This is a genomic window from Segatella copri (genome assembly GCF_051861805.1).
In the GTDB taxonomy this organism is placed as follows: Bacteria; Bacteroidota; Bacteroidia; order Bacteroidales; family Bacteroidaceae; genus Prevotella; species Prevotella copri_M.
Genome location: NZ_CP146520.1, coordinates 3,240,407 through 3,261,634 on the forward strand (window position 1 = coordinate 3,240,407; position 21,228 = coordinate 3,261,634).

Annotated in this window: 12 protein-coding genes; 7 read left to right on the forward strand and 5 right to left on the reverse strand. The window is 44.1% G+C overall.

What is annotated here, in order from left to right; all coding sequences use genetic code 11:
- Positions 1-43: 43 nt before the first annotated feature.
- Positions 44-694, reverse strand: coding sequence for a GIY-YIG nuclease family protein (locus tag V8Z93_RS12855; RefSeq protein WP_439431733.1), 651 nt, complete (start codon positions 692-694; stop codon positions 44-46).
- Between the two features lie 7 nt (positions 695-701).
- Positions 702-4,697 (reverse strand): N-6 DNA methylase, encoded by a 3,996-nt coding sequence (locus V8Z93_RS12860; protein WP_439431734.1) that lies wholly within the window; start codon positions 4,695-4,697, stop codon positions 702-704.
- 470 nt (positions 4,698-5,167) lie between these two features.
- Between V8Z93_RS12860 and V8Z93_RS12865 the strand changes: the two genes are divergently transcribed.
- Positions 5,168-6,013, forward strand: a complete 846-nt coding sequence (locus tag V8Z93_RS12865) for an Rpn family recombination-promoting nuclease/putative transposase (RefSeq protein WP_439431735.1) — start codon at positions 5,168-5,170, stop codon at positions 6,011-6,013.
- 1,047 nt (positions 6,014-7,060) lie between these two features.
- Positions 7,061-7,900: a lysostaphin resistance A-like protein gene (locus tag V8Z93_RS12870; RefSeq protein WP_439431736.1), complete on the forward strand. Its 840-nt coding sequence runs from the start codon at positions 7,061-7,063 to the stop codon at positions 7,898-7,900.
- 71 nt (positions 7,901-7,971) lie between these two features.
- Here V8Z93_RS12870 and V8Z93_RS12875 read toward each other — a convergent pair whose 3' ends face one another.
- Positions 7,972-8,445, reverse strand: coding sequence for a PaaI family thioesterase (locus V8Z93_RS12875; RefSeq protein WP_022121659.1), 474 nt, complete (start codon positions 8,443-8,445; stop codon positions 7,972-7,974).
- A 188-nt stretch (positions 8,446-8,633) separates the two neighbouring features.
- On the opposite strand from V8Z93_RS12875, the gene V8Z93_RS12880 reads away from it, so the two are divergent.
- From V8Z93_RS12880 to V8Z93_RS12900, 5 genes are all read left to right on the forward strand, one after another.
- Complete coding sequence (locus V8Z93_RS12880; RefSeq protein WP_203050364.1) at positions 8,634-9,320, forward strand: response regulator transcription factor; 687 nt, start codon at positions 8,634-8,636, stop codon at positions 9,318-9,320.
- Between the two features lie 56 nt (positions 9,321-9,376).
- Positions 9,377-10,753, forward strand: a complete 1,377-nt coding sequence (locus V8Z93_RS12885; protein ID WP_439431737.1) for an ATP-binding protein — start codon at positions 9,377-9,379, stop codon at positions 10,751-10,753.
- A gap of 160 nt (positions 10,754-10,913) precedes the next feature.
- A complete protein-coding gene (mgtA, locus tag V8Z93_RS12890) occupies positions 10,914-13,583 on the forward strand; it encodes a magnesium-translocating P-type ATPase (RefSeq protein WP_439432861.1) in 2,670 nt (889 codons plus the stop codon).
- Between the two features lie 274 nt (positions 13,584-13,857).
- A complete protein-coding gene (locus tag V8Z93_RS12895; protein WP_439431738.1) occupies positions 13,858-14,898 on the forward strand; it encodes a carbohydrate porin in 1,041 nt (346 codons plus the stop codon).
- Between the two features lie 488 nt (positions 14,899-15,386).
- Positions 15,387-16,418, forward strand: coding sequence for a CNNM domain-containing protein (locus V8Z93_RS12900; protein ID WP_218412319.1), 1,032 nt, complete (start codon positions 15,387-15,389; stop codon positions 16,416-16,418).
- Between the two features lie 63 nt (positions 16,419-16,481).
- Here the strand turns inward: V8Z93_RS12900 and V8Z93_RS12905 are convergent, their stop codons facing one another.
- Together V8Z93_RS12905 and V8Z93_RS12910 are read right to left on the reverse strand one after the other, a co-directional pair.
- Positions 16,482-18,518 (reverse strand): family 20 glycosylhydrolase, encoded by a 2,037-nt coding sequence (locus tag V8Z93_RS12905; protein WP_439431739.1) that lies wholly within the window; start codon positions 18,516-18,518, stop codon positions 16,482-16,484.
- A gap of 110 nt (positions 18,519-18,628) precedes the next feature.
- The gene (locus tag V8Z93_RS12910) at positions 18,629-21,166 is read right to left on the reverse strand and encodes a glycoside hydrolase family 31 protein (RefSeq protein ID WP_439431740.1); all 2,538 of its coding nucleotides are present in this window, start codon (positions 21,164-21,166) and stop codon (positions 18,629-18,631) included.
- Positions 21,167-21,228 lie beyond the last annotated feature (62 nt).

The following is a 21,228-nucleotide window of genomic DNA, read 5'->3' on the forward strand; positions in this document are numbered from 1 at the left end:
CTTCTTGGCATTAAAACCAAGAAGTCGCTTTTATATATTTTTACTAAAGTTCTTTCTCTTTTCTCAATTCATCAAGTACCTTACCTTTATAGGAAAAGTACTTAGCTCCTTGATATGCGCCAGAAGGAGTTTGTTTCTCTATCGGCAAGAAAGTTCCTACAAAAGGAGAGAGTTTGTAGATTCTGTTCTGATACTCCACCGTATCATCACTTGCCACTCTAACCTCAATACCAGTTGGAATAAAAGTAACTATCTCACCTATTTTAATACCAACCATGCTAAACTTAAAACGTGGTCGTTTATGAGTTTTCTCCACATCTTTCTGCACTTTCGGCTCACTAGAAACCTTTGGCTTATTATCCTCATACTCCGTAACCACCGCATCATCTATGGTTTGAGCAATATCTTTGAAGATATCCAGAGCTATTTGTGGGGCGACATTGAAGAACTCTCGGTTCTGTCGGATACGCAAATCCGTCAAACGATCTATCGTTTTATGCACCAACTTCTCCACCTCGTTATACTTTGCAGTCTTCATGGTTGCAAAGATTTCGAAAGGTAGAGGCACAGCCGTATTATCAAGTTCCTTCGATCGGACATCCACTGGTCGGGAACTCTTACCTATCTTCACCCAATCCTCGCGAAAGCTCGGATTGGTGAGGATATAAACGTAACCAATATTCTCTTTATTCATTATTTCGTTACTTTAAATATTTGTCCAAGATGGCTTGCTTGGCAGAGGAAGCATTGGACATAGATTCTCTTAAATCCATTATCGCTGAAATATTTTTCTGATACTCAGCAACTATTCTCAATTGTTCATCCATAGAAGGAACAGGTATTTCCAACTCCTCATAGAATGTAATCGGCACTCTTCTGTGACCACTTGAGCCAGTCATTACAGCAGCAGCCCTTTCTCGAATTTCTTTTCTATTTAGGTAAGCAAAGAGATAAACATTATTGATTAGTTTATTATTCACTCTGAGTACATGAAACTCAGAACTACCAAAACCAATACCATTCGTCAAACCAGTAGCAAGCGCACACTTACCATTCTCCATACACGGAGTTATCTTAGCAATAATAATATCACCTTCTGCAAAATAAGTATAGCTACCTTTACGAACATCAACCAATGGTTTATCTACTTTTTGCTCAATATATCCATCATTGCTTACAGATGACATTTCGACAAAAGAGACCATTGTTGAAAACTCTATAGATTTCACATCCGCTTTCGACGGATTGATTGCCGAACAAAGTTTCTCCAACTTTTGACTTCTACCTGCAACTTCATCAAAAATTGATTCCACACGATTATTCAAAGAATCCAACTCAAACTGTTGTTGCTTGAATTTTTGATCAATCTTCTCACATTCCTCCACGATTTTCTTTTGAATATCCATTGGAGGAAGTGGAACCTCAAAATTAGGAATACTTCGTTTATCACCACGTGGCATTTTTATTCCAGTTTTTCCAACCATCATATATTCAAAGAAAATATCACTTGATAATACCTCAAACAGGTAGTCATTCAATATTTCATTTACTCTTTCATTTCTAAATACCAATACATCATTTGAACAACCACCATCATATTCTGCCAACCAAATTTTCTTCAAATAAGGACGGATATTAGATACTAAAATATCATTTTTGTGATACTCTGTTATCTTGTCTATATTAGGCATTCCTACATATGGCTTTACACCCGAACAATTTTGAAGAATATTTTCTGTAGAGATATAAGTCTTAACATCTATACCAGACAATGCTATTTTAACACTAGAATATGGAGCTATTTTTCCTAACTTTTCCTTGGGATACTTTGTTTCTATTTCCGGATAAGATAGTGTTGCTACAGTCTTTATTGTCTTATCGAAATTCACACGTGAAAAATCCAACAAGTCCACTAATTCATACTCAGAAGCAACATCTACATACTCATCTAAAATAGAATTATCTACCCCACAATAATTATTACGAATCAAAGCATTAATTTTACTTTCATCGTCCAGATTTAGAGGTGCAAACAATGGGGTCATAATACCTTCTATTCCTTTAATCTGCTCTATAGTATCATCATCTGCTGCTTCATCATCAGAGGAAGAATCCTTGATTTTTCCTGTATTCAGATAATGAATACCTTCTGCACCTTTTCGATTACTCCATTCATATCCCAAGAACTTTTTTTCCAAAGATTTGTCAGATGGGCTTTGCACCACCAATACCGGCTGCGGATTTGAAGCAGCAAGCATATAGAAATAGAGCTTTTCTTTCTCTATTTCGCGAATGAATTTAAGAGTAAAACGTTTCTCCTCCAACAATTTCTCTGCTGGAGTCAATGCCACATAAGCACGGCTCTTTACAAACTTCTGGGCTTCGTCACGTACTTTCTTTGCCTCAGCAGCTAAAGCTGTTGAAGCTGTATTCTTTCCTTGTTTTTTGATATTTAGAGCTTTCACGTATTCCTTTGCCATATCAGAATCCATGAAGCTATCCGTTAATTCACCTTTCAACAACTGGATATAATCATCGTGCTTATATCCCATGTGTTTGATATAAGCATCCAAGTTTTGAGAATCTTTATATGCACCATTATCTACCATATTACCCTCAAACCATTCCGTAATGCGGTTGAGTAAATGTTTAGACAAATCTGGCTCCAAAGCTTTTCTGCGCAAGAACAATACTATCGTACTTGTATTGGTTTGACCAAATGTATTTGGTCCCAGGCTACAAATAGAAACAATATCGAAGTTTTTCAAGAGAAGTTCACGTGTTCGCATATAGAGGCCACCTTTCGTCAAAATACTTGACGGCAGGACAATAGCAGCCACACCACCCGACTTCAAGAGTTGGGCAGCACGCTCGATAAAGAATGTCTCTATAGAGTTATTCTTCTCTATATTACTAATAAAATTGTTCAATGTATATCGTTCTCTATCCTCCTCAGATAATGTTTCCAAAAAGCCAGATACAGAATAAGGAGGGTTAGCCACCAATACGCTAAAAGTATGATCTTGAATACCCGACATTTCTTGCAATCCATCTCCATAATGGATATGAATACCATCCATACCATACATAAATGCAGCAACCTGACTTACCTTTGAAAGACGATAATCCTTTTCTATACCCACTATCTGCTCATAATATTCACGAAGCACAGAAATAAGCCTTTCTTCTTTAGCTCTCTTGTCATATATATTTTCAAGATGAGCCATTTTCTCAACAATCGGCTTGATCTGACGAGCATACTCTGTCAAGAAATGTCCTGCTCCACAAGCATAATCAATAACTTTAGGAATCTCACCACCTTCAAGAATTTGACGAAGAGGCAAAGACGAAACCAAAAAACGAACTATAGGAATTGGAGTAAAAAACTGACCTTCACTTTGGTGCACACCACGATTAAGGAAACCCTCGAAAAGGTCTCCCAAAAACTGATTATCCGTATTTTTAGTCAAATAAATATCCTGCAACATACTGATGGTATCCTTCAATATGACAGCATTCTTATAGAACAACTGCTCATTATGCACATCGAGGAAGGCAAAAGGGTTGTTATTGAAATATTTCAATTTACGGAAATACCTTTTAATCGTATCCCTTGCTTCATCAGCTTTAGATGTAAGAAATTTAAACGCATTTTCTATTTCTGCATTTTCTACCGAAGCCACCTCGTCATCGAAGAACTCCTTCATTCCTCTTTTATACAAATTGATCAAACGGTCTTGCAACGAGAAATAATCATCATAAGCCGCACCCTTCCAAAGTAACTGAAGTTCATTAGAATGATAACGCTCATCTATGATTTTCGCCAGGAAAAGATTCACCAATTTGTCAAAGGCATTCTCATGACTAGAAATAGTATGCTTACGCAGTATTAATGCAAACTCATTGTATTTCTTATCCAATGAGTATTCATCAATAGTCTTCAAATCATTTATGCCATAACTCTTCTTTCCTATGTTGAAAGCGTCAATACCTTCTTCAAACAAACCACGAGTTGTAAAATCCTGCTTATACGTCTGCTTCCAAACATTAAAAAAGTCTTCACTTCCACCTTGCTGCTCTCGCATTTCCTGGAAACTATGGAGCTTATTATCCGTCTGCAGATATTCCTCATTATCAACCAAAGAAATAATATGATAGTTGATCTCAAGACGATTTATTTTTTTCCCTTTCTTGCTGTATTCTGGATAATCCGCCGCATACATACAAAGATATTGGGCTTTACGATATGTATTGAAATAACGAAACAATTGGTCACCATCACGCATAGTCCTTGCCCAATGTTTACGAAACTCATCCTCTTTCTTATCAATATCTGCCTTTTTACATTCAACAATAAGATATGGCTCACCATTATTATCGCTTACCAGAATATCACAGTATCCCGTGTCTGTACCAGCATAATTTCTTCCCTCCAACTTGATATGTTGAGGAAGATAACCACGCTCAAACAATTGGGCAACACAAACAAATACAACATAACTTTCTTTCTGATAATCTTCTTGCGTTGTATTTCTATCAGCCTGTAATCCTACCGGATAATTGAATTTACCAGTATTATAGTTATATTCCAAATCAAAGCCTTCGTCAGCCGAGCCAAAATGTCTGGTATAGACACCATGATTTGAAAAAAACTTCAAATCCAAAAGGACTTTTTGTACATTATCTTTTGTAATCATATATATTCTTTTTCTATTATTTCATCAAATATCGACAATGCTTTTGTTTTATAGCAATATCAATATACTCAAAATCAACTGCAAATATACAACATTTTTTGGAGAATCTATACCACATAAGGATTTTTCTTTCTTAAAATATTATATTTTCCGCCTCCTTGTCCTCTAAACACATTATATAATAGTGAGGTGTTCACTGATTTGAGACCACCTTAATTTTCTAGACACCATCTGGAAAATTTGAAGAGTCATTTTCTTTACTTTATCCATAAAACTATTTCTTTATATTTATACAAAATTGAGCCCACTTAAAAAAAGGGCTCAGTTCTTCAACACATTCTCTCCTCATACTTTTTCTTTTCCTCCTTTTAGACAGAAAATCCCAGAATTTCTTGGCAGTTTCAATAAAAAAGTGTATCTTCGCAGCAGAAATGCAATATTGCGTCCACGACCTTATAAAACATAAGAAGATGGCAAGATTTATAGACCCACGTGTCGATTGGGCTTTCAAGCGAATCTTTGGAAGCGAGGACACGAAAGAATGCCTGATAACATTCCTCAACGGATTGTTTGAAGACGAGTTGGTAATCAAGGACGTGACGTTTGCCAAGACCGAAAAACTTGGCTTGCGCCCCGATGACCGCGGTGTGGTCTTCGATGTCTATTGCGTCACAGACGAGGACAAGCATATCATCGTCGAGATGCAGAAGAAAGAACAGGAATACTTTGCCGACAGGGCATTGTATTACACGGCACGTGCCATTGTACAGCAGGGCGTTCGTGGAATCTGGGACTATCATTTGGCTCCAGTCTATACGGTATGTTTCATGGACTTTGTGTCGGTGAGTCCGATGCTAAAGGAGTTTCGTACCGACTTGGTGCTTACTGATTTGCAGACACGCCAGCGAGTGTCCGACAGGATGCGTATTGTGTACCTCCAACTGCCATTGTTCGACAAGCACACGGAGGCAGAGTGTATGGATATATTTGATTGTTGGATTTATATAATGAAGAATATGAACATGTTTGAGCAGATGCCATTCAGCGAGAAGTATCCAGTCTTCCGCAAGTTGGCAGAGATAGGCGACCTCCGCAAGCTTTCCCGCGAGGAACTTGAGCTTTATGACGAGGACATCAAGAATATGCGTGATATATATGCCACCAGAAAGTTTGATGAGAAGAGAGGAATGGAAAAAGGAATAGCGAAAGAAAAGATAGCCACAGCTTACCGCCTTTTGTCAATGGGACTTTCTGAAGCACAAGTATCAACGGCCACAGAGCTTCCACTGGAGGAAATTCAGAAAATAAGAAAATAAGAACTTGCTTTGAAAAATTGATTTATGAGACTTCTTGGCATTCAAACCAAGAAGTCTCTTTTATAAATATAGACAACACACTTTTCCTATAAATCAATAGTTAAGAACTACACTTTTCCTATAAAAACGAGGGATAAAAAACACACTTTTCCTACGAAAATAGGGGCTGGAAACCACACTTTTCACCCCCTCAGAAGGCAAAAATAAGAGGGGGTAAAAGGCAGAATAAAAGGGAGAAAACGAGGAATTTCTTGATTTATTTTGTCAAGATTCTCGTAAAAGGAGCAAAAACTGGGATAGAGCGAAGAGGAATATGTACTGTTTTAGCTGTACAAAGCATGGTACTCTACAGAAGTACTGCACAAAACTATCCCATTGATTATCATTATCTTACAAACAAACATCATCCTTTTCCGAATAACTTTCAGAAGCCAGATCCGGTCATTATCGGTCACGGTCATTTTCGGTCATTTTCATTTTCGGGGGCACAAATCTCCCCTATAAGTATTATATAAATATATATTTATATATACTATAGACCCAAATGACCGAATCATTTTTGAAAATGACCGAAAATGACCGTGACCGAAAATGACCGCTTTCCAAACATCAAAAAACGATTCAAAAGGCGGCTTTTGCAATCAGATGCAAAAACCGAAAACACTTATACCTCTACACATCAGTTACTTACGAACTATTTCTCAACATTCTACGGGAAAAAGCTTGCTTTCTGCTTCGATTTTTTGTATCTTTGCACCGGCAATCGAAAGAACAGTCTTCTTGTGCCAAAAGTCGGTCATCAATGAAGACCGAGGCTGGTCTTAATAGATGGCAAGCGCCGGTCATCAATGAAGACCACAAAAATGGGCAGGAAACGGCTTTCTGGGGAATTGTGATTCAAGGAACTCTTAAACGCAGACTGAGCATGACAAACAAAACTAAACTTCTTCGAGGGTGGCGATATTTTAACATAAAAATAACATGCACTTAACCCAACAAGCCAGGATTTTATTATATCTTTGCATAAAAAAACAAAACTACAGCTTTATGGAAAAAGAAAAACTTTCAGCAATCCTGTCAAAGGGAAGAAACGGAACCAAGGGATGGTTTCTGTATCGTGCATGGCCTGGCACCAGAAGTGCCATCTACGTCTATCTGATGTCCATGCTTGCAGCCTTTCCGGTTGGCATTGCAGCAGCTTTGAGCTGCGAATTTATCGAATTTCTGACGAAGACAACCATCAATAGTTCTGCATGGATCCCGGCAATTTACATGCTGGCAGCAGAGCTATATATGATTCATAAATGCCGGAAGAAGTTCCATCTTCGTGTTCGCCTGGAAAAGATTCAGCAGATGCCTAAGAGCATCATCTTCTTGCTGGTTTTCTTGGTGGGATTGTTCCAGTTCATTCCTATGACTACATTAGAGAACTTCATGAATCTGCCTGATTACATGGAGCAGGATTTTGCTGACTTGGCACATAATCCGATTGGAATCCTGATGCTCTGCATCATTGCTCCTATAGCCGAAGAATACCTCTTCCGCGGATTGATGATGCGAAAGATGCTGAAATGGAACATCAGTCCCTGGTATGCTATCATCGGCTCAAGCATCATGTTCGGCCTCATTCATCTCAATCCGGCACAGATTCCTGGACCCATCATTCTGGGAATCGTCATGGCGTGGATGTGTTACCGAACCAAGAGTTTGATTCCGGGCATCATCATCCACATCACCAACAATACGCTCTGCCTGATTCCTGAAGAATGCTACAATACTTACATCGCCAGCACTCCGATAATGGAAGGAGGCCTCAGCCTGGTAAGCATCGCAATCATCATCCTGTCGATTTGGCTCTTCAACAAGAAGACTGCTGCTGCATCGTAAGAAGACTTCATAAAAGGAAGTCTTCATAAGAAAGGCTTCCTTATCAAATTCCTCATCAATAAGGGGGAGAGTTATTCCTCCCCCTCTACCTTGCAACTGTCGAACCCCATCTCCTTGGCTTTATCAGGACCGAAGGTAAAGTAGATGGCTTCGCCCTCATCACAAACCTCGCCTTTGGAGTTCTCCAGAGTCAGGTGGATGGTGACGATGTTGCGGCGCTGACTGGCGATGTGACCACGCACAGTAATCTGCGAATCGGTGGTCATCACAGGCTTCTTGTATTTCACGTTGAGCTGCATCGTCACACCCGTGGTCTGCAGTTTGCGGTTGATAACCCAGCCTGCCACTTCATCCATCAGCATACTGATGATTCCGCCATGCAGGGTATTGATCCAGCCCTGGTAATTTTCGCCGGGATTCCAGATGGTAAGCACATCCTCACCCTCTTCCCAAAACTCAAGATGCAAACCTACAGGATTGTTGGGGGCACAGCAAACGCAGTTGTAACCCTCCTTGTTCAAATATGGATTTAATATCTTCTTCATTTTCTAATTGATTAAACTGATTTCTAACTGATTAAACTTTTTAAAACAAGGCAAAGGTACGAATAATATCTGACAAGGCAAAGTTTTTTTAAGATATTACGGTTAATTTTCCATAATAAAAAGTGAAGAAGCGTGGGAATCTTTAAAATTGATGTACTTTTGCAAGCTACAAAAAGACGATTATAAGTATGATTAAGATTTTAGTGATAGAAGACGAAAAGCGAGTGGCTGATTTATTGAAAATCGGTCTGGAAGAGAACGGCTATCAGGTTCTGGTGGCTTACGATGGTGAGATGGGATGGAGACTGTTTCAATCGAATGATTTCCAACTGATTATCTCAGACATCATCCTGCCGAAGCTCAATGGTTTCGAACTCTGCCAGAAAATCAGAAAGGCGGATGAAGAAATCCCTATTCTGATGCTCACGGCTCTGGGAACCGCCGATGATAAGCTGGAAGGCTTCGATGTGGGAGCCGACGACTACATGGTGAAGCCATTCGATTTCAGAGAACTGCTGGCGAGAGTGAGAGTATTGCAGAAAAGAAGAGCCGTGGCTAAGGTTGATGTGGCAAAGGAGATTTCATACGCCGACCTGTGCATCAATCTTGAAAGACAGGAAGTAACACGAAACGGCGAACCTGTCAAGCTTTCGCCTAAGGAATACAACCTGCTGGTTTATCTGGTGGAGAATGCAGAAAAGGTAGTGAGCCGAGTGGAAATAGCAGAAAAGGTTTGGAACACCCATTTTGATACGGGCACCAATTTCATCGATGTCTATATCAACTATCTGAGAAAGAAAATGGATAAGAACTTCGAGGTGAAACTGATTCATACCAAGCCGGGAGTTGGTTTTATCTTGACGGACAAGATGTAACGAACCAAACAGAAAAACCGAATAAGAATTTGAATAAAACCAGAAAGAAAAGAGATATGAAGATCAGAACATCCCTTACCCTTAAATACACCTGCATTACGGCAACCATATTTCTGCTTTGCATGGTGCTCATTTACCTGGTCAGCGAACATACCCGCGACCAGACTTTCTTCAGAAACCTGAAAAGCGAAGGCATTACCAAGGCCAATCTCTTCCTGGCCGGACAGGTAGATGCCAAGACCATGCAGTCGGTTTATCTGAACAATAGGAAGTTTATCAACGAGGTAGAGGTTGCCGTCTATACCACCGATTTCCACATGCTCTACCACGATGCCATCCACAACGACATCGTGAAGGAAACCGAAGGGATGATCAAGGAAATCATTCAGAAAAAAGAGATTGAATTCCACATCGGAAAATACCAGGGCATCGGAATGGTTTTCCAATACAAGGGAAAGGATTATATTGTTACAGCTGCCGCTTATGACGGCTACGGCTACGACAACCTTGTGGGACTGCAGGAAACCCTCATCTGCCTCTTCATCATCGGATTGTCGCTGCTCTTTATCGCCGGCTATGTTCTGGCAAAACTCTCCCTCAAACCGATAAGAAACATCGTGAATGAGGCTGAAACTATTACAGCATCCCACATCGACCGCCGCATCCCCGTGAAGAACGAAAAAGATGAGTTGGGCGAACTGACCATCGCTTTCAATGAACTGCTCAAGCGACTGGAGATTTCATTCAATTCACAGAAGCAGTTTGTGAGCAACGTGTCTCACGAACTGCGTACTCCTCTGGCTGCCCTAACAGCCGAAATCGATGTTTCGCTGCAGAAAGAGCGAACCAACGAGCAGTACCAGCTCGCCATGCAGAATATGCAGCAGGACGCCAAGCGAATGACCCGACTGATAGATGGTTTGCTGAACCTGGCAAAGGCGGATTACGGCAAGGAAGAAATCAGCATGCGAGAGGTTCGCCTGGATGAACTTTTATTAGATGCAAGAGAACTCATCCTGCGGGCACATCCGGAATACAGCATCGACCTACTCTTCTGCAACGAGGAAGAAGACGATGACAGTCTGATTACCGTCCTCGGCAATCCTTATCTGCTGAACATCGCCTTCTCGAATCTGATAGAGAACAACTGCAAGTATTCGGAGAACCATTCGTCTATCGTTCAGATTTCATTCAGAGACAAATGGAGCATCGTCCGCATGGCAGATAACGGTTTTGGAATGTCGGCAAAGGATAAGGAGAATCTCTTCACCTTATTTTATAGAGGAGGCGGAGATGAGAAGAAGAAAGTAGAAGGCTACGGCATCGGGATGACACTGGCCCATAAGATTATCCATCTGCATGATGGCAACATCGCCGTGCATTCGGAGCAGGGCAAGGGAACCCTCTTCATTGTGGAGATTCCACATATCTAGCATAATCCTCACAATATACATCTCCCTATTAATAAACGACTTACTGATTCTCTAATAGTTTTCTAATACCGTTCTAATTCTTTTCTAACGGCTTCTTCCACATAGTTTGCTTACCTTTGCAACCGCAAAACAATAATTCACATCAAGTAAAAGTAAAGCAATTATGTGGAAGAAGAAAAAGAACATCAGAAAAATGGCTTTCAATACCGAGACGGTATTGATGGCTGCCAAGGCACCACTCAACACGGTGCTTACTTACTTCCAGACTACCTCATTGGGACTCACCGATGAAGAAGTAGAGAAGAGACTGTCACTCTATGGCAAGAACGAGATTGTACACGAGCAGAAGAAAAAGCCGCTCGTAATGCTTGCCAAGGCTTTTATCAATCCTTTCGTAGGAGTGCTCACCGTACTGGTAGCCATCTCTTACGTGATGGATGTGTGGATGGCAGATCCTGGCGACCAGGACTGGACTTCCATCATCGTAGTCTCGACCATGATTATTCTGAGCACCATCCTCCGCTTTGTGCAGGAATGGAAAGCCAACCGCTCCAGCGAAGCTCTACAGAAGATGGTGACCAACACCTGCTATGTAATGCGTCTCGGCACAAGCACCCGTGGCGGTTCGCCAGGCGATGAAATCAGCAACGAGGAACTGGTACCTGGCGACCTCATCATGCTCTCTGCCGGCGACATGATTCCTGCCGATGTCCGCATCATCGAATCCAAGGATTTGTTCGTCAGCCAATCCAGTTTGACAGGCGAATCAGATTCCATCGAAAAATTCCCGAATCTTTCGGAAGCCCGCAACCATACGGGCAGCATCGTTGACCTCGACAACATCTGCTTTATGGGATCCAACGTGGTGAGCGGATCGGCAAAAGGCATTGTCTTCGCCACCGGCAGCCACACCTATCTGGGAACCATTGCCAAGAACGTGGCGGGCCATCGTGCCGCTACGGCTTTCGACAAGGGAATCACCAAGGTGAGTCTGCTGCTCATCCGCTTCATGCTCATAATGGTTCCTATAGTATTCCTGGTCAACGGAATTACGAAGGGCGACTGGTTGGAGGCTTTCATCTTCGCCATCTCCGTGGCCGTGGGACTTACCCCAGAGATGTTGCCGATGATTGTAACCGCCAACCTTTCGAAAGGAGCGATGGTAATGTCGCGCAAGAAGACCATCGTAAAGGATTTGAACGCCATTCAAAATTTCGGTGCCATGAACATTCTCTGTACCGACAAGACGGGCACCCTGACGCAGGACCACATCGTATTGGAGCGCCACGTGAACGTGGATGGAACCGAGGATAAGGAAAACCGCATTCTGCGCCACGCTTATTTCAACAGTTATTTCCAGACGGGACTTAAGAACCTGATGGATCGCGCCATCCTCTCGCACGTCAAGGAACTGGGACTGGAATCGCTGAGCAGCTCATATAAAAAGGTGGATGAGATTCCGTTCGATTTCACCAGAAGACGCATGTCGGTGGTGGTAGAAGACAGAAATGGCAAGCGACAGATTATCACCAAGGGAGCCGTAGAAGAAATGCTGACGGTTTGCAGCTTTGCGGAATTCGGCGGAAAGGTTCAGCCTTTATCAGACAGCATGCGAAGCAAGGCACAGAGATTCGTGAAGGAGATGAATGCACAAGGTATGAGAGTGCTGGCCCTGGCGCAGAAGAGTTTCCTGAGCAAGGAAAACAACTTTGCCATCGAAGATGAAAAGGAGATGGTTCTCATTGGCTATCTTGCCTTTCTCGATCCTCCAAAGGAATCAGCTTCCCAGGCCATCAAGCAGTTGCACGAGCACGGCGTGGAAGTAAAAGTACTTTCGGGAGACAACGAGGCGGTGGTAAAGGCGATTTCCCGACAGGTAGGAATCAATACTTCTGATTCCGTTACGGGGCCGGAACTCGAAAACATGAGCCAGGAGGCGAAACAGAAAGCGGTGGTAAAATGCAGCATCTTCTCGAAGCTTACACCGATGCAGAAGTCGGAAATCATCCAGCTCCTGCAGAAGAAGAACAACACCGTGGGCTTCCTGGGCGACGGAATCAATGACGCAGCAGCCTTGCGAGAATCAGATATCGGAATCTCGGTAGATTCAGCTGTAGATATTGCCAAGGAGAGTGCCGACATCATCCTGCTGGAGAAAGACCTGATGGTTTTGGAGAACGGCGTACTGGAAGGCAGAAAGACCTTCGGAAACATCGTGAAATACGTGAAGATGACGGCTAGTTCCAACTTCGGAAACATGTTCAGCGTACTGGCAGCGAGTGCCTTCCTGCCTTTCCTGCCGATGCTTCCTATCCATCTGCTCATCCAGAACCTGCTCTATGATATTTCGCAGACCACCATTCCTTTCGACCGCATGGACAGAGAATATCTCGCCAAGCCACGTGTATGGAATTCAGGCGATTTGAGCAGATTCATGATTTGGATTGGACCTATCAGTTCGATATTCGATATTGCCACCTACATGGTGATGTGGTGGGTGTTCAAGTGCCAGGGGCCGGACATGGAATCCCTTTTCCAGTCGGGTTGGTTTGTAGAGGGTTTGCTCTCGCAGACACTCATCGTTCACATGATCCGCACCCGCAAGGTTCCGTTCATCCAGAGTTCTGCCTCATGGCCTGTGATGCTGATGACCTTCTCCATCATGGCAATCGGCCTCTGTATTCCGTTCACCACATTCGGCAGTTCGATAGGCCTGACTCCTCTTCCATGGACTTACTTTCCATGGCTCATAGGCATTCTGCTGTCTTACTGCGTATTGACGCAATGGCTCAAAACCCTTTATATCAGGGCTTTCAAACGCTGGTTGTAATGTAGGAAAATGTTTATTGTTTGTTCCGTCTGATTACCTAGAAATAGGGACTAGACGGAACCCTAACTATTTAGAAGAAACAAAAATACCTAGAAATGGGGATAAGAAAGGAAGCCCTTTTATTTAGAAGATTTAAAAATACTAACTATTAAGTATTGCAGGATTTTGAAATATCCAGTACCTTTGCAGCATGAATTAGCGAGATGCTCGCGAGTAGCGAGTAAGTGAACAAGAAATGATACAAAACATGAAGATTATACAAAAACATAAAGAAATGAAGAGAATTATTTTTATTATTTTAGGCTGCATCAATATTTGCCTTGCTTATGCACAGACCTTTAACGGACAATATATTTCTGAATGGCAATGGGACATGAACAAGAATACGAATCTGATTAATCAGCTGAGACTGGAACTGAGTGTTCCGATAGGAAAAGGAAAGGATTCGTTCGAGGCGGCTACGCTGCATGTGGCAAAGACCAACGATGGTATTATTGATGACTGGCAGGGATTTTCGAACATAGATGCAGATAATAATTTCGCCATGCTTGCCGTGCTGGGCTACATGCACGAGTGGAATTCGGGCCATCTGTTTGTGGGTGTAAGAAACGTGAACGAGGATTTCTTCACCTCTGATGTTACGGCACTTTTCCAGAACAGTTCAGAGGGAATCTTCCCTACTGTTGCTTCCAGCTATCCGATAGCCAACTATCCGTATTCGGGCTTGACCCTTTACTTTGATGTAACCAAGGGAGGATGGACTTTCAGAAACAGTCTGTATAATGGTATGGGCTATAATGGTTGGAAAGCTCACGACAATCCTTTCCTGGTTCGCCCGAAGAAGGATGGAATCTTCAACATGTCGCAGTTGGAGTATGAACATAAAGGTGGAAAATATTTTGCGGGTGCTGCCGTCCATACCCGTCAATATCCGATCAACGAGGATGGCGAAATGGTTTCTGCCGATGAATCCAAGGGCAAAACCACCTGTGCCTGGTGGATTTACGGAGAGCAGAGTGTATGGAAGGCTGGCGACAAGAACATTTCGTGCATGATGCAGTATTCCGAGAACACCAGTCATCAGAATGCCTGCTACCGATACGCAGAACTGGGCGGTGCCTATCAGGACGAAAAGAACGAGTGCGGTCTGTCGGGCCAGTACGCCCGCTTCCAGCAAGGTTCGGAATATTCGCTGGAAGTAACGTGGAAAAGACAGCTGACGGAATCCATTTCCCTTCAGCCATCGTTCCAGTACATCAAAAACGACAATGGAGATTTCACGGCACTCAGTGCCCGACTCTATGTCAGTTTCTAAAGGAAGAGAAAATAGAAAAGAAGGAAAGGTATGGCATAAAGTCTATCCTTTGCGGTTTTTAGGTACGGATTACACGGGTTTTTTATGAGAGATGATAATCGCTTTACTTATATTAGCGCCATAAATCCGTGTAATCCGTGTAAATTTTTAAGTTTTTCACCAAAGGCTGCTGCAATGTGGGTTAAAGAAATTCTTAGCAGTTCAAGGACTGCAAAAGTAAGTTATCCTTTATGAGCAATTTACTTTTTCATAACAAAGTTTTACTAAAAACGTATTAAAACATTCTAATATTCTGCAAAACAATATCAAATTCTCATTTTTTGTAATATCTTTGCAGAAAATTAAAACATAATTATGATGATATTTACCAATACACTTATATCGAATCAAACTGGATGTAATGTCCCCCATTACATCCTCAACTGTAATCTTCGGAAATAATGGTTATCGCTGTATAGATAACATATTATTAACGAATTAAAAATTACATGGGCTTAATCATATTATATTTTTTAGGTGCTCTGTCACTTTCCTTTTTATGCTCCGTCCTTGAGGCGGTGCTACTTTCTACTCCGATGTCGTTTATCTCGATGAAGGAGAATCAAGGCAACAAGACAGCCTCGTTGATGAAACAGTATAAGAACAACGTAGATCGTCCTGTGGGAGCCATTCTTTCACTCAACACCATCGCCCACACCATCGGTTCTGCCGGCGTGGGTGCCGAGTCTATCAAGCTCTTCGGCGAAGAATACTTCGGTGTTATTTCTGCCATTCTCACCTTGCTGATTCTGGTGCTTTCAGAAATCATCCCGAAGACCATCGGTGCTTCCTATTGGCGTTCGCTGGCAATGCCATCTACCAAGATTATCCGTGTGCTCATCTTCATCACCTACCCCCTGGTGCTGCTCTCGGAACTCATCACTAAGGTATTTACCCCTAAGAGTCATCAGGCTTCCATGAGCCGCGAGGAGGTTTCGGCGATGGTAGATGTAGGAACCACAGAGGGCATCTTCCGTGAATCGGAAAGCAAGATCATCAAGAGTTGTATCCGCCTGGCTGGTGTAAAAGCCAAGGAGGTGATGACCCCATCCATCGTGGTAGAATCAGCCTGCATGCATCTTACCACCAAGGAGTTTTATGAACAGAAAGAGTGGAAATTCTCGCGCATTCCGGTGTATGATAATAACAAGGATTACATCGTGGGATATGTACTGAAGGATATGGTTCTCAAATCAGTATCCGATGATGACTTCCAGACCAGATTATCCGAGTTGATGCGCCCAATTCTTTCCTTCAGCGAAGATGAATCACTATACCAGATATGGGAAAAGATGCTCGAAAAGCGAGAGCACATCTCCATCATTGTGGATGAATACGGTTGCCTTCGCGGTGTGGTTTCTATGGAGGACGTGATAGAAACGATGACAGGCGTGGAAATCGTAGACGAAGACGATGTGGCTGTGGATATGCAGGCCTTGGCCAAGGAGAAATCGCGCATAATGATGCAGAAAAAGAAATAAAAATGGCTCAGGAGAAATTGTCTATCCACGGACAATCTCCCCTGAGCCATAAAACTAAAGAAATTACTTCTGAGACACCTTCACTCCCGTAATGCGGCTTTTGAAATCGCCTGCCTTCTGGAGTGGGAACACCAGCGTGCGCTGATAGTGCATCTTGGCAGAAGGATTATACACCACAGGCTGCCAGGCTGTAGCATCGCTCTTCTGGAAAGTAGCCAGGTCTTTCTGCTGCATGGCATAAAGAGTAATCGGACCAAGCTCCTCGCGCAACTTTCCATCCACATAAAGACAGGTCTTCCTGTTGTCGCCCGTAATCGCCAGGGTTACCTTCTTCCCCTTCTCTACCCTGTAGTTGAACTTGTTGAGATACCCCTCGTGGGCAAAACCAAGCTGACCGCTTTCTGGATCGGAAAGATAGAAGGTAGCGTTATCTGACGAGAACAACACCGTGCCCTTCGGCTCATCAGCTCCCTCGATGGTGAACTCCACCCGATAGCCATAGCCCACTTCCTTTTCGCCCGTGGTCTGACCAGGGTTCAAAGTCTCTATTCTGAGCTGCTTGCCCTTCTGCCAGCGTGCCGCCTCATTAACCGCAGGAGCCTCGCTGAGCGCAAGGCGAAGACGATTGAACTTTTCAAAGGAGAAAGAGGTGGCTGCACCCGTCCAGCACTTTGCCGACAGCGTCTGCAGGGCAGGGAACAGTCGGTCGTGAATATCCTTCACCGTAATGCCGTTGCCCGCATGGTCGTTCCATACGGCAAACATTCCGCCGAGAATGGCTGGGTCGTTCTCATCAAATTTCTCGTTGCCAATCTGCGCCGGAGTCCACGAATCGTAGAGATACTGGCAATTCAGATAATCGTAATAATAGCCCGCTGCCGGAACGATGTAAACCAATCCGTCAGGAATGCTCACCAGTTTATAGCCCTGGCGCTTCATCTCCTTCGGGTCAGCATAACCATTGTACCAGCAATGCATCATCACGTTCTCTGACTTCACCTTGGTGTCGCCCTTGGCATGAGTAAGCGCACCCCAAACGGCAGCCTGCTTGCCAAACGACTCTACATATTTAATATAATGGTCGGTGAAGTAGCGGAATTTCTCCACCACCTCCTTCTTGGCGTTGGAATATTCGTCGGTTCCGATGTGAACTATCTTGCCTCGGAACACGGGGTTCTTGCCCTCCAGATACTCCTTGAAAAGCCCATCCACAAACTTGTAGGTCTCGGGATTGAAGAGGTCGAGATGATCCATGCCATATTCCCTGGAACCGATTTCCGGCTTGTAATGGGTGAAGGCAAGCGAATGGGCAGGCACATCTATCTCGGGGATGATGTTGACGCCATACTGCTCTGCCAGTTTCTGGAGTTCGATGAACTCTGCCTTGGAGTAGCTGCCATCCTTCGCCGTGAGTCCCGGATAAGTATCGCATTCCAGTCGGAAGGCTGCCGGGGTCTTCGCCCAGTCGTTACCGAAATACTGTCGGAATCCGTTATCATTCAGATGAATCTGCAGGGTATTCATCTTGTAATAAGACATCATCTTGACCAGCGAGCGCAGATAAGACATCGGGATGAACTTTCTGCCGCAATCCATCATGAAGCCTCGCAGCCCGTAGGCAGGCTTATCCTGGGTAGAACCCTTAGGCAGCACGAAACCAGCCGAGCGCTGCTGCTCTGAAAGCTGCAGCACGGTGCGGGTACCCCATACCAGTCCTTCTACGGAAGAAGCCGTGATGGTAGTTACGTCGCCGATGGTGAGGCGATAGCCTTCCTTGCCGAGCTGCCTGGCTGATTTCTTATCAGACTGAAGCACCAGCACGATGTCGCCGGCAGAAGGCTTTCCCGTCTTAGGCGTGAGCGATTTTCCCACCAGGTCATGGTAATCGGCAGCAAAGAGTTTCGCCACATCCTGGGCGTTCTTTCCTCCCTTCACCACGTATTTGCCCGATGGGGTAAACATTCCCTCAGCCCCACTCCATTGCTTGAGCTCAGGGATTACAAAAGGTTTTTCGTTGACCGTTGCCCAGCCACACGAAAGCACCAAAGTGCAGCAAGCCGTCAGCAAGAGACGCTTCACATCATTTAGGTTTTTCTTCATACTTTTCCGTTTTATGTTATGAGTTAAATATTTCATTATCAATCATGGATGCTGTAATTAGAACATCTCATAATCAACTGTTGATATTGTTATTCACACCATTTTTTATCTTATAGTTGTACCTTAACAGCCTTTCCTTCATATTCCACGCTCTTACTTGCCTGCATTGCTTGATCGCCTGCGCCGCTATCAGCCCCCACCAGCACGATGTGGAATCTGCGATGCTGAAGCATTCCCTTGTAACTACCCTTGCGTGGGGCGATGCTCAAGGTTCTGCCAGCTTCATTCCAAACAAACTGGATTTCAGAGAATTTACCCTTCTCGTAGTTGTAGTTGTCGCCCTCGTCCTCATAGAGCGTAAACGTTCCATCAGCACCAGGATAAACACGGATTTCCAGTTCATCCCAAGGCTTCTCTGAACTATACAGCACTTCAGGACCGAATGGCAGGATGGTACCAGCCTTGATGAATACAGGCATGATGTCGATAGGACAAAGGCGCTGGATATCCTGACCACCATCATACAGGGCATTGCTCCAGAAATCATACCATTTATTACCCTTTGGCAAGTAAACATTCACAGGCGCAGCAGCCTTCCTTACATCAGGATAAATGGTATGGCCCTTCTTGGCCTTATCCTTCCAGGTGTATAAAGGATCGGTTACCGGCTTCACCAGGATGTTGCGGCCAAAGAGATACTCATCGTTCAGGCGGGAAGCCTTCTTGTCTGCCGCATAATCCATTACCAGGGCACGCATCATGCTTCCGCTATTCTGTACACAGTCGCCAGCCGTACTGTAGATATAAGGCAAAAGGCGATAGCGCAGCTTGATGGCCTTAATCATAGCATCATAAGCCCAGTCGCCCTGCTTTCCGAATTCATACAGTTCGCTTACCATTGGCGAAGAACAGTGGTTGCGCATCAATGGCATGAAGGTTCCCCACTGCATCCAGCGGGTCTGCAATTCCTGAATGGCTGGATTCTTGGCGTTCTGTTCAAACTCCCAGTAGAAGAAGCCGCCCAGGTCGGTGTTCCAGAACGGAATGCCGCAGAGCGAGAAGTTCAAGCCCGAAGGAATCTGGTTCTTCATCTCGTCCCAGGAAGCCACCACATCACCGCTCCAGCAGATGGTGCCATAATGCTGAATACCGAAACTGCCGCTTCGGGTCATCTGGAGCGAACGCTTCGTGCTGCCCTTCATCGCTCTCTGGTGCTCGTAGATGCTCTTGTTGTGCAACAACGGGAAGGCGTTCTTCACTCCCAGCCATGAACCGTCGTAGGTTTGATAGTTCTCATCGCCCGGTTTCTCAAAATGGTCGGGCTCCGTAGAATCAGTCCACCAGGCATCAAAACCCATCTTGTAGAGATGAGTAAGATACTTCCAGTAGAGGTCGCGCGCCTTCGGATTGAACACATCGTATGGCATTACGCCACTCTTTCTTGGCCACGTTTCAAAAGGAAGAAGGGCATTCATCTTCTTCAGTTCACGATACTGCTCTGTCCAAGGACCGAAACTTGCCCAGATGGAAATCATCAGGTGGGCATCGTTCTTATGAACATACTTCACCATCTCCTCCGGACTCTTCAGGCGGGGTTCTCCCTGCGCCTTCATCTGCTTCATATCGGTAGGAAGATACTTGGCATAGGCTGGGTCGCCCACCTTATTTATATAGTATGGGTTCTGGAACTTCATCGCATTCCAGTTGGAATCGCATCCCCAATACTGCCAGTCCTGCACGATGGCATCAGTAGGAATCTTCAGTTCGCGATACTTGTCCAAAACGCCTGCCAGTTCATCGCTGGTCTTATAGCGCTCACGGCACTGCCAGAAGCCCATCGCCCATTTCGGGAACATCGTAGCCTGTCCGGTGAGTTCACGGATGCTGGCAATGACTCCATCCTGCGTACCATCCTTGTACATGAAATAGTAGTCGGCACAGGTTCCCACTTCGCTGGTAAAGGAAGTGCATGATGCCTGGTTGCCATTATCCCTGGATGCTACAATATCATTGAAATAGGTTTTTCCGGCATTGTCCCAGTAAAGACCATAGCCTTTCTCGCTGGTGAAATAAGGGATGGCGATATAGGTGTTATGATTCCAGAGTTCGATGTTCTTCCGGCCACGCTGATTCATATAAACATCACGCAGCTGTCCCAAGCCATAGATGGCCTCGTCGTCGGCAAGACGGAAGTCCTGCTCTATGCGGTACTTGCCCTTGTTGGCTTCATCCTTGCGGGCTTCCAGGCGGGTCTTCGTATCGGTAAGCAGCAGTTTTCCTTCCTTCGAGAGAAAGCGGATTTCGCCAGTCTTCTGATTCAGTTCAACAGACATCAGATTAGACTTAATTCTTACAACATCTCCATTTTCCTGTATTTGAACGTCCTTCATCAGCTGAGGCTTCAAGATAACAGAATAGCTTTTCTTCTGAACGGAAGCGCCAAGGTCGGCATCAGATTTCTGAATGCGGACGATGGATGGAGAATAGAACTCGATGGTTACATTCTGCTGAGCCACCTGGCGGATGATGGCATTTGCAGCCGCACCTTTCTGCGTGCCTGCCACCTTTACGCTCTTGGCACAGAGTTCACCAGGAACGCCTACTGCAGCTATACCCAAAAGGGCAATGAGAGATAAATTCTTTAGCATAATTTTTTCTTTGTTTATTATATTAGTTGGTTTATGATTTTTCCTGTCTGAATACGCAAGCT

Bases quoted from the DNA above. Each gene is read 5' to 3' on its own strand.
- V8Z93_RS12895 (WP_439431738.1), top strand. From the start codon at position 13,858: ATGAAGAGAATTATTTTTATTATTTTAGGCTGCATCAATATTTGCCTT.
- V8Z93_RS12875 (WP_022121659.1), bottom strand. From the start codon at position 8,445: ATGAAGAAGATATTAAATCCATATTTGAACAAGGAGGGTTACAACTGC.
- V8Z93_RS12885 (WP_439431737.1), top strand. From the start codon at position 9,377: ATGAAGATCAGAACATCCCTTACCCTTAAATACACCTGCATTACGGCA.
- V8Z93_RS12865 (WP_439431735.1), top strand. From the start codon at position 5,168: ATGGCAAGATTTATAGACCCACGTGTCGATTGGGCTTTCAAGCGAATC.
- V8Z93_RS12910 (WP_439431740.1), bottom strand. From the start codon at position 21,166: ATGCTAAAGAATTTATCTCTCATTGCCCTTTTGGGTATAGCTGCAGTA.
- V8Z93_RS12900 (WP_218412319.1), top strand. From the start codon at position 15,387: ATGGGCTTAATCATATTATATTTTTTAGGTGCTCTGTCACTTTCCTTT.
- V8Z93_RS12905 (WP_439431739.1), bottom strand. From the start codon at position 18,518: ATGAAGAAAAACCTAAATGATGTGAAGCGTCTCTTGCTGACGGCTTGC.
- V8Z93_RS12870 (WP_439431736.1), top strand. From the start codon at position 7,061: ATGGAAAAAGAAAAACTTTCAGCAATCCTGTCAAAGGGAAGAAACGGA.
- V8Z93_RS12860 (WP_439431734.1), bottom strand. From the start codon at position 4,697: ATGATTACAAAAGATAATGTACAAAAAGTCCTTTTGGATTTGAAGTTT.
- V8Z93_RS12855 (WP_439431733.1), bottom strand. From the start codon at position 694: ATGAATAAAGAGAATATTGGTTACGTTTATATCCTCACCAATCCGAGC.
- V8Z93_RS12880 (WP_203050364.1), top strand. From the start codon at position 8,634: ATGATTAAGATTTTAGTGATAGAAGACGAAAAGCGAGTGGCTGATTTA.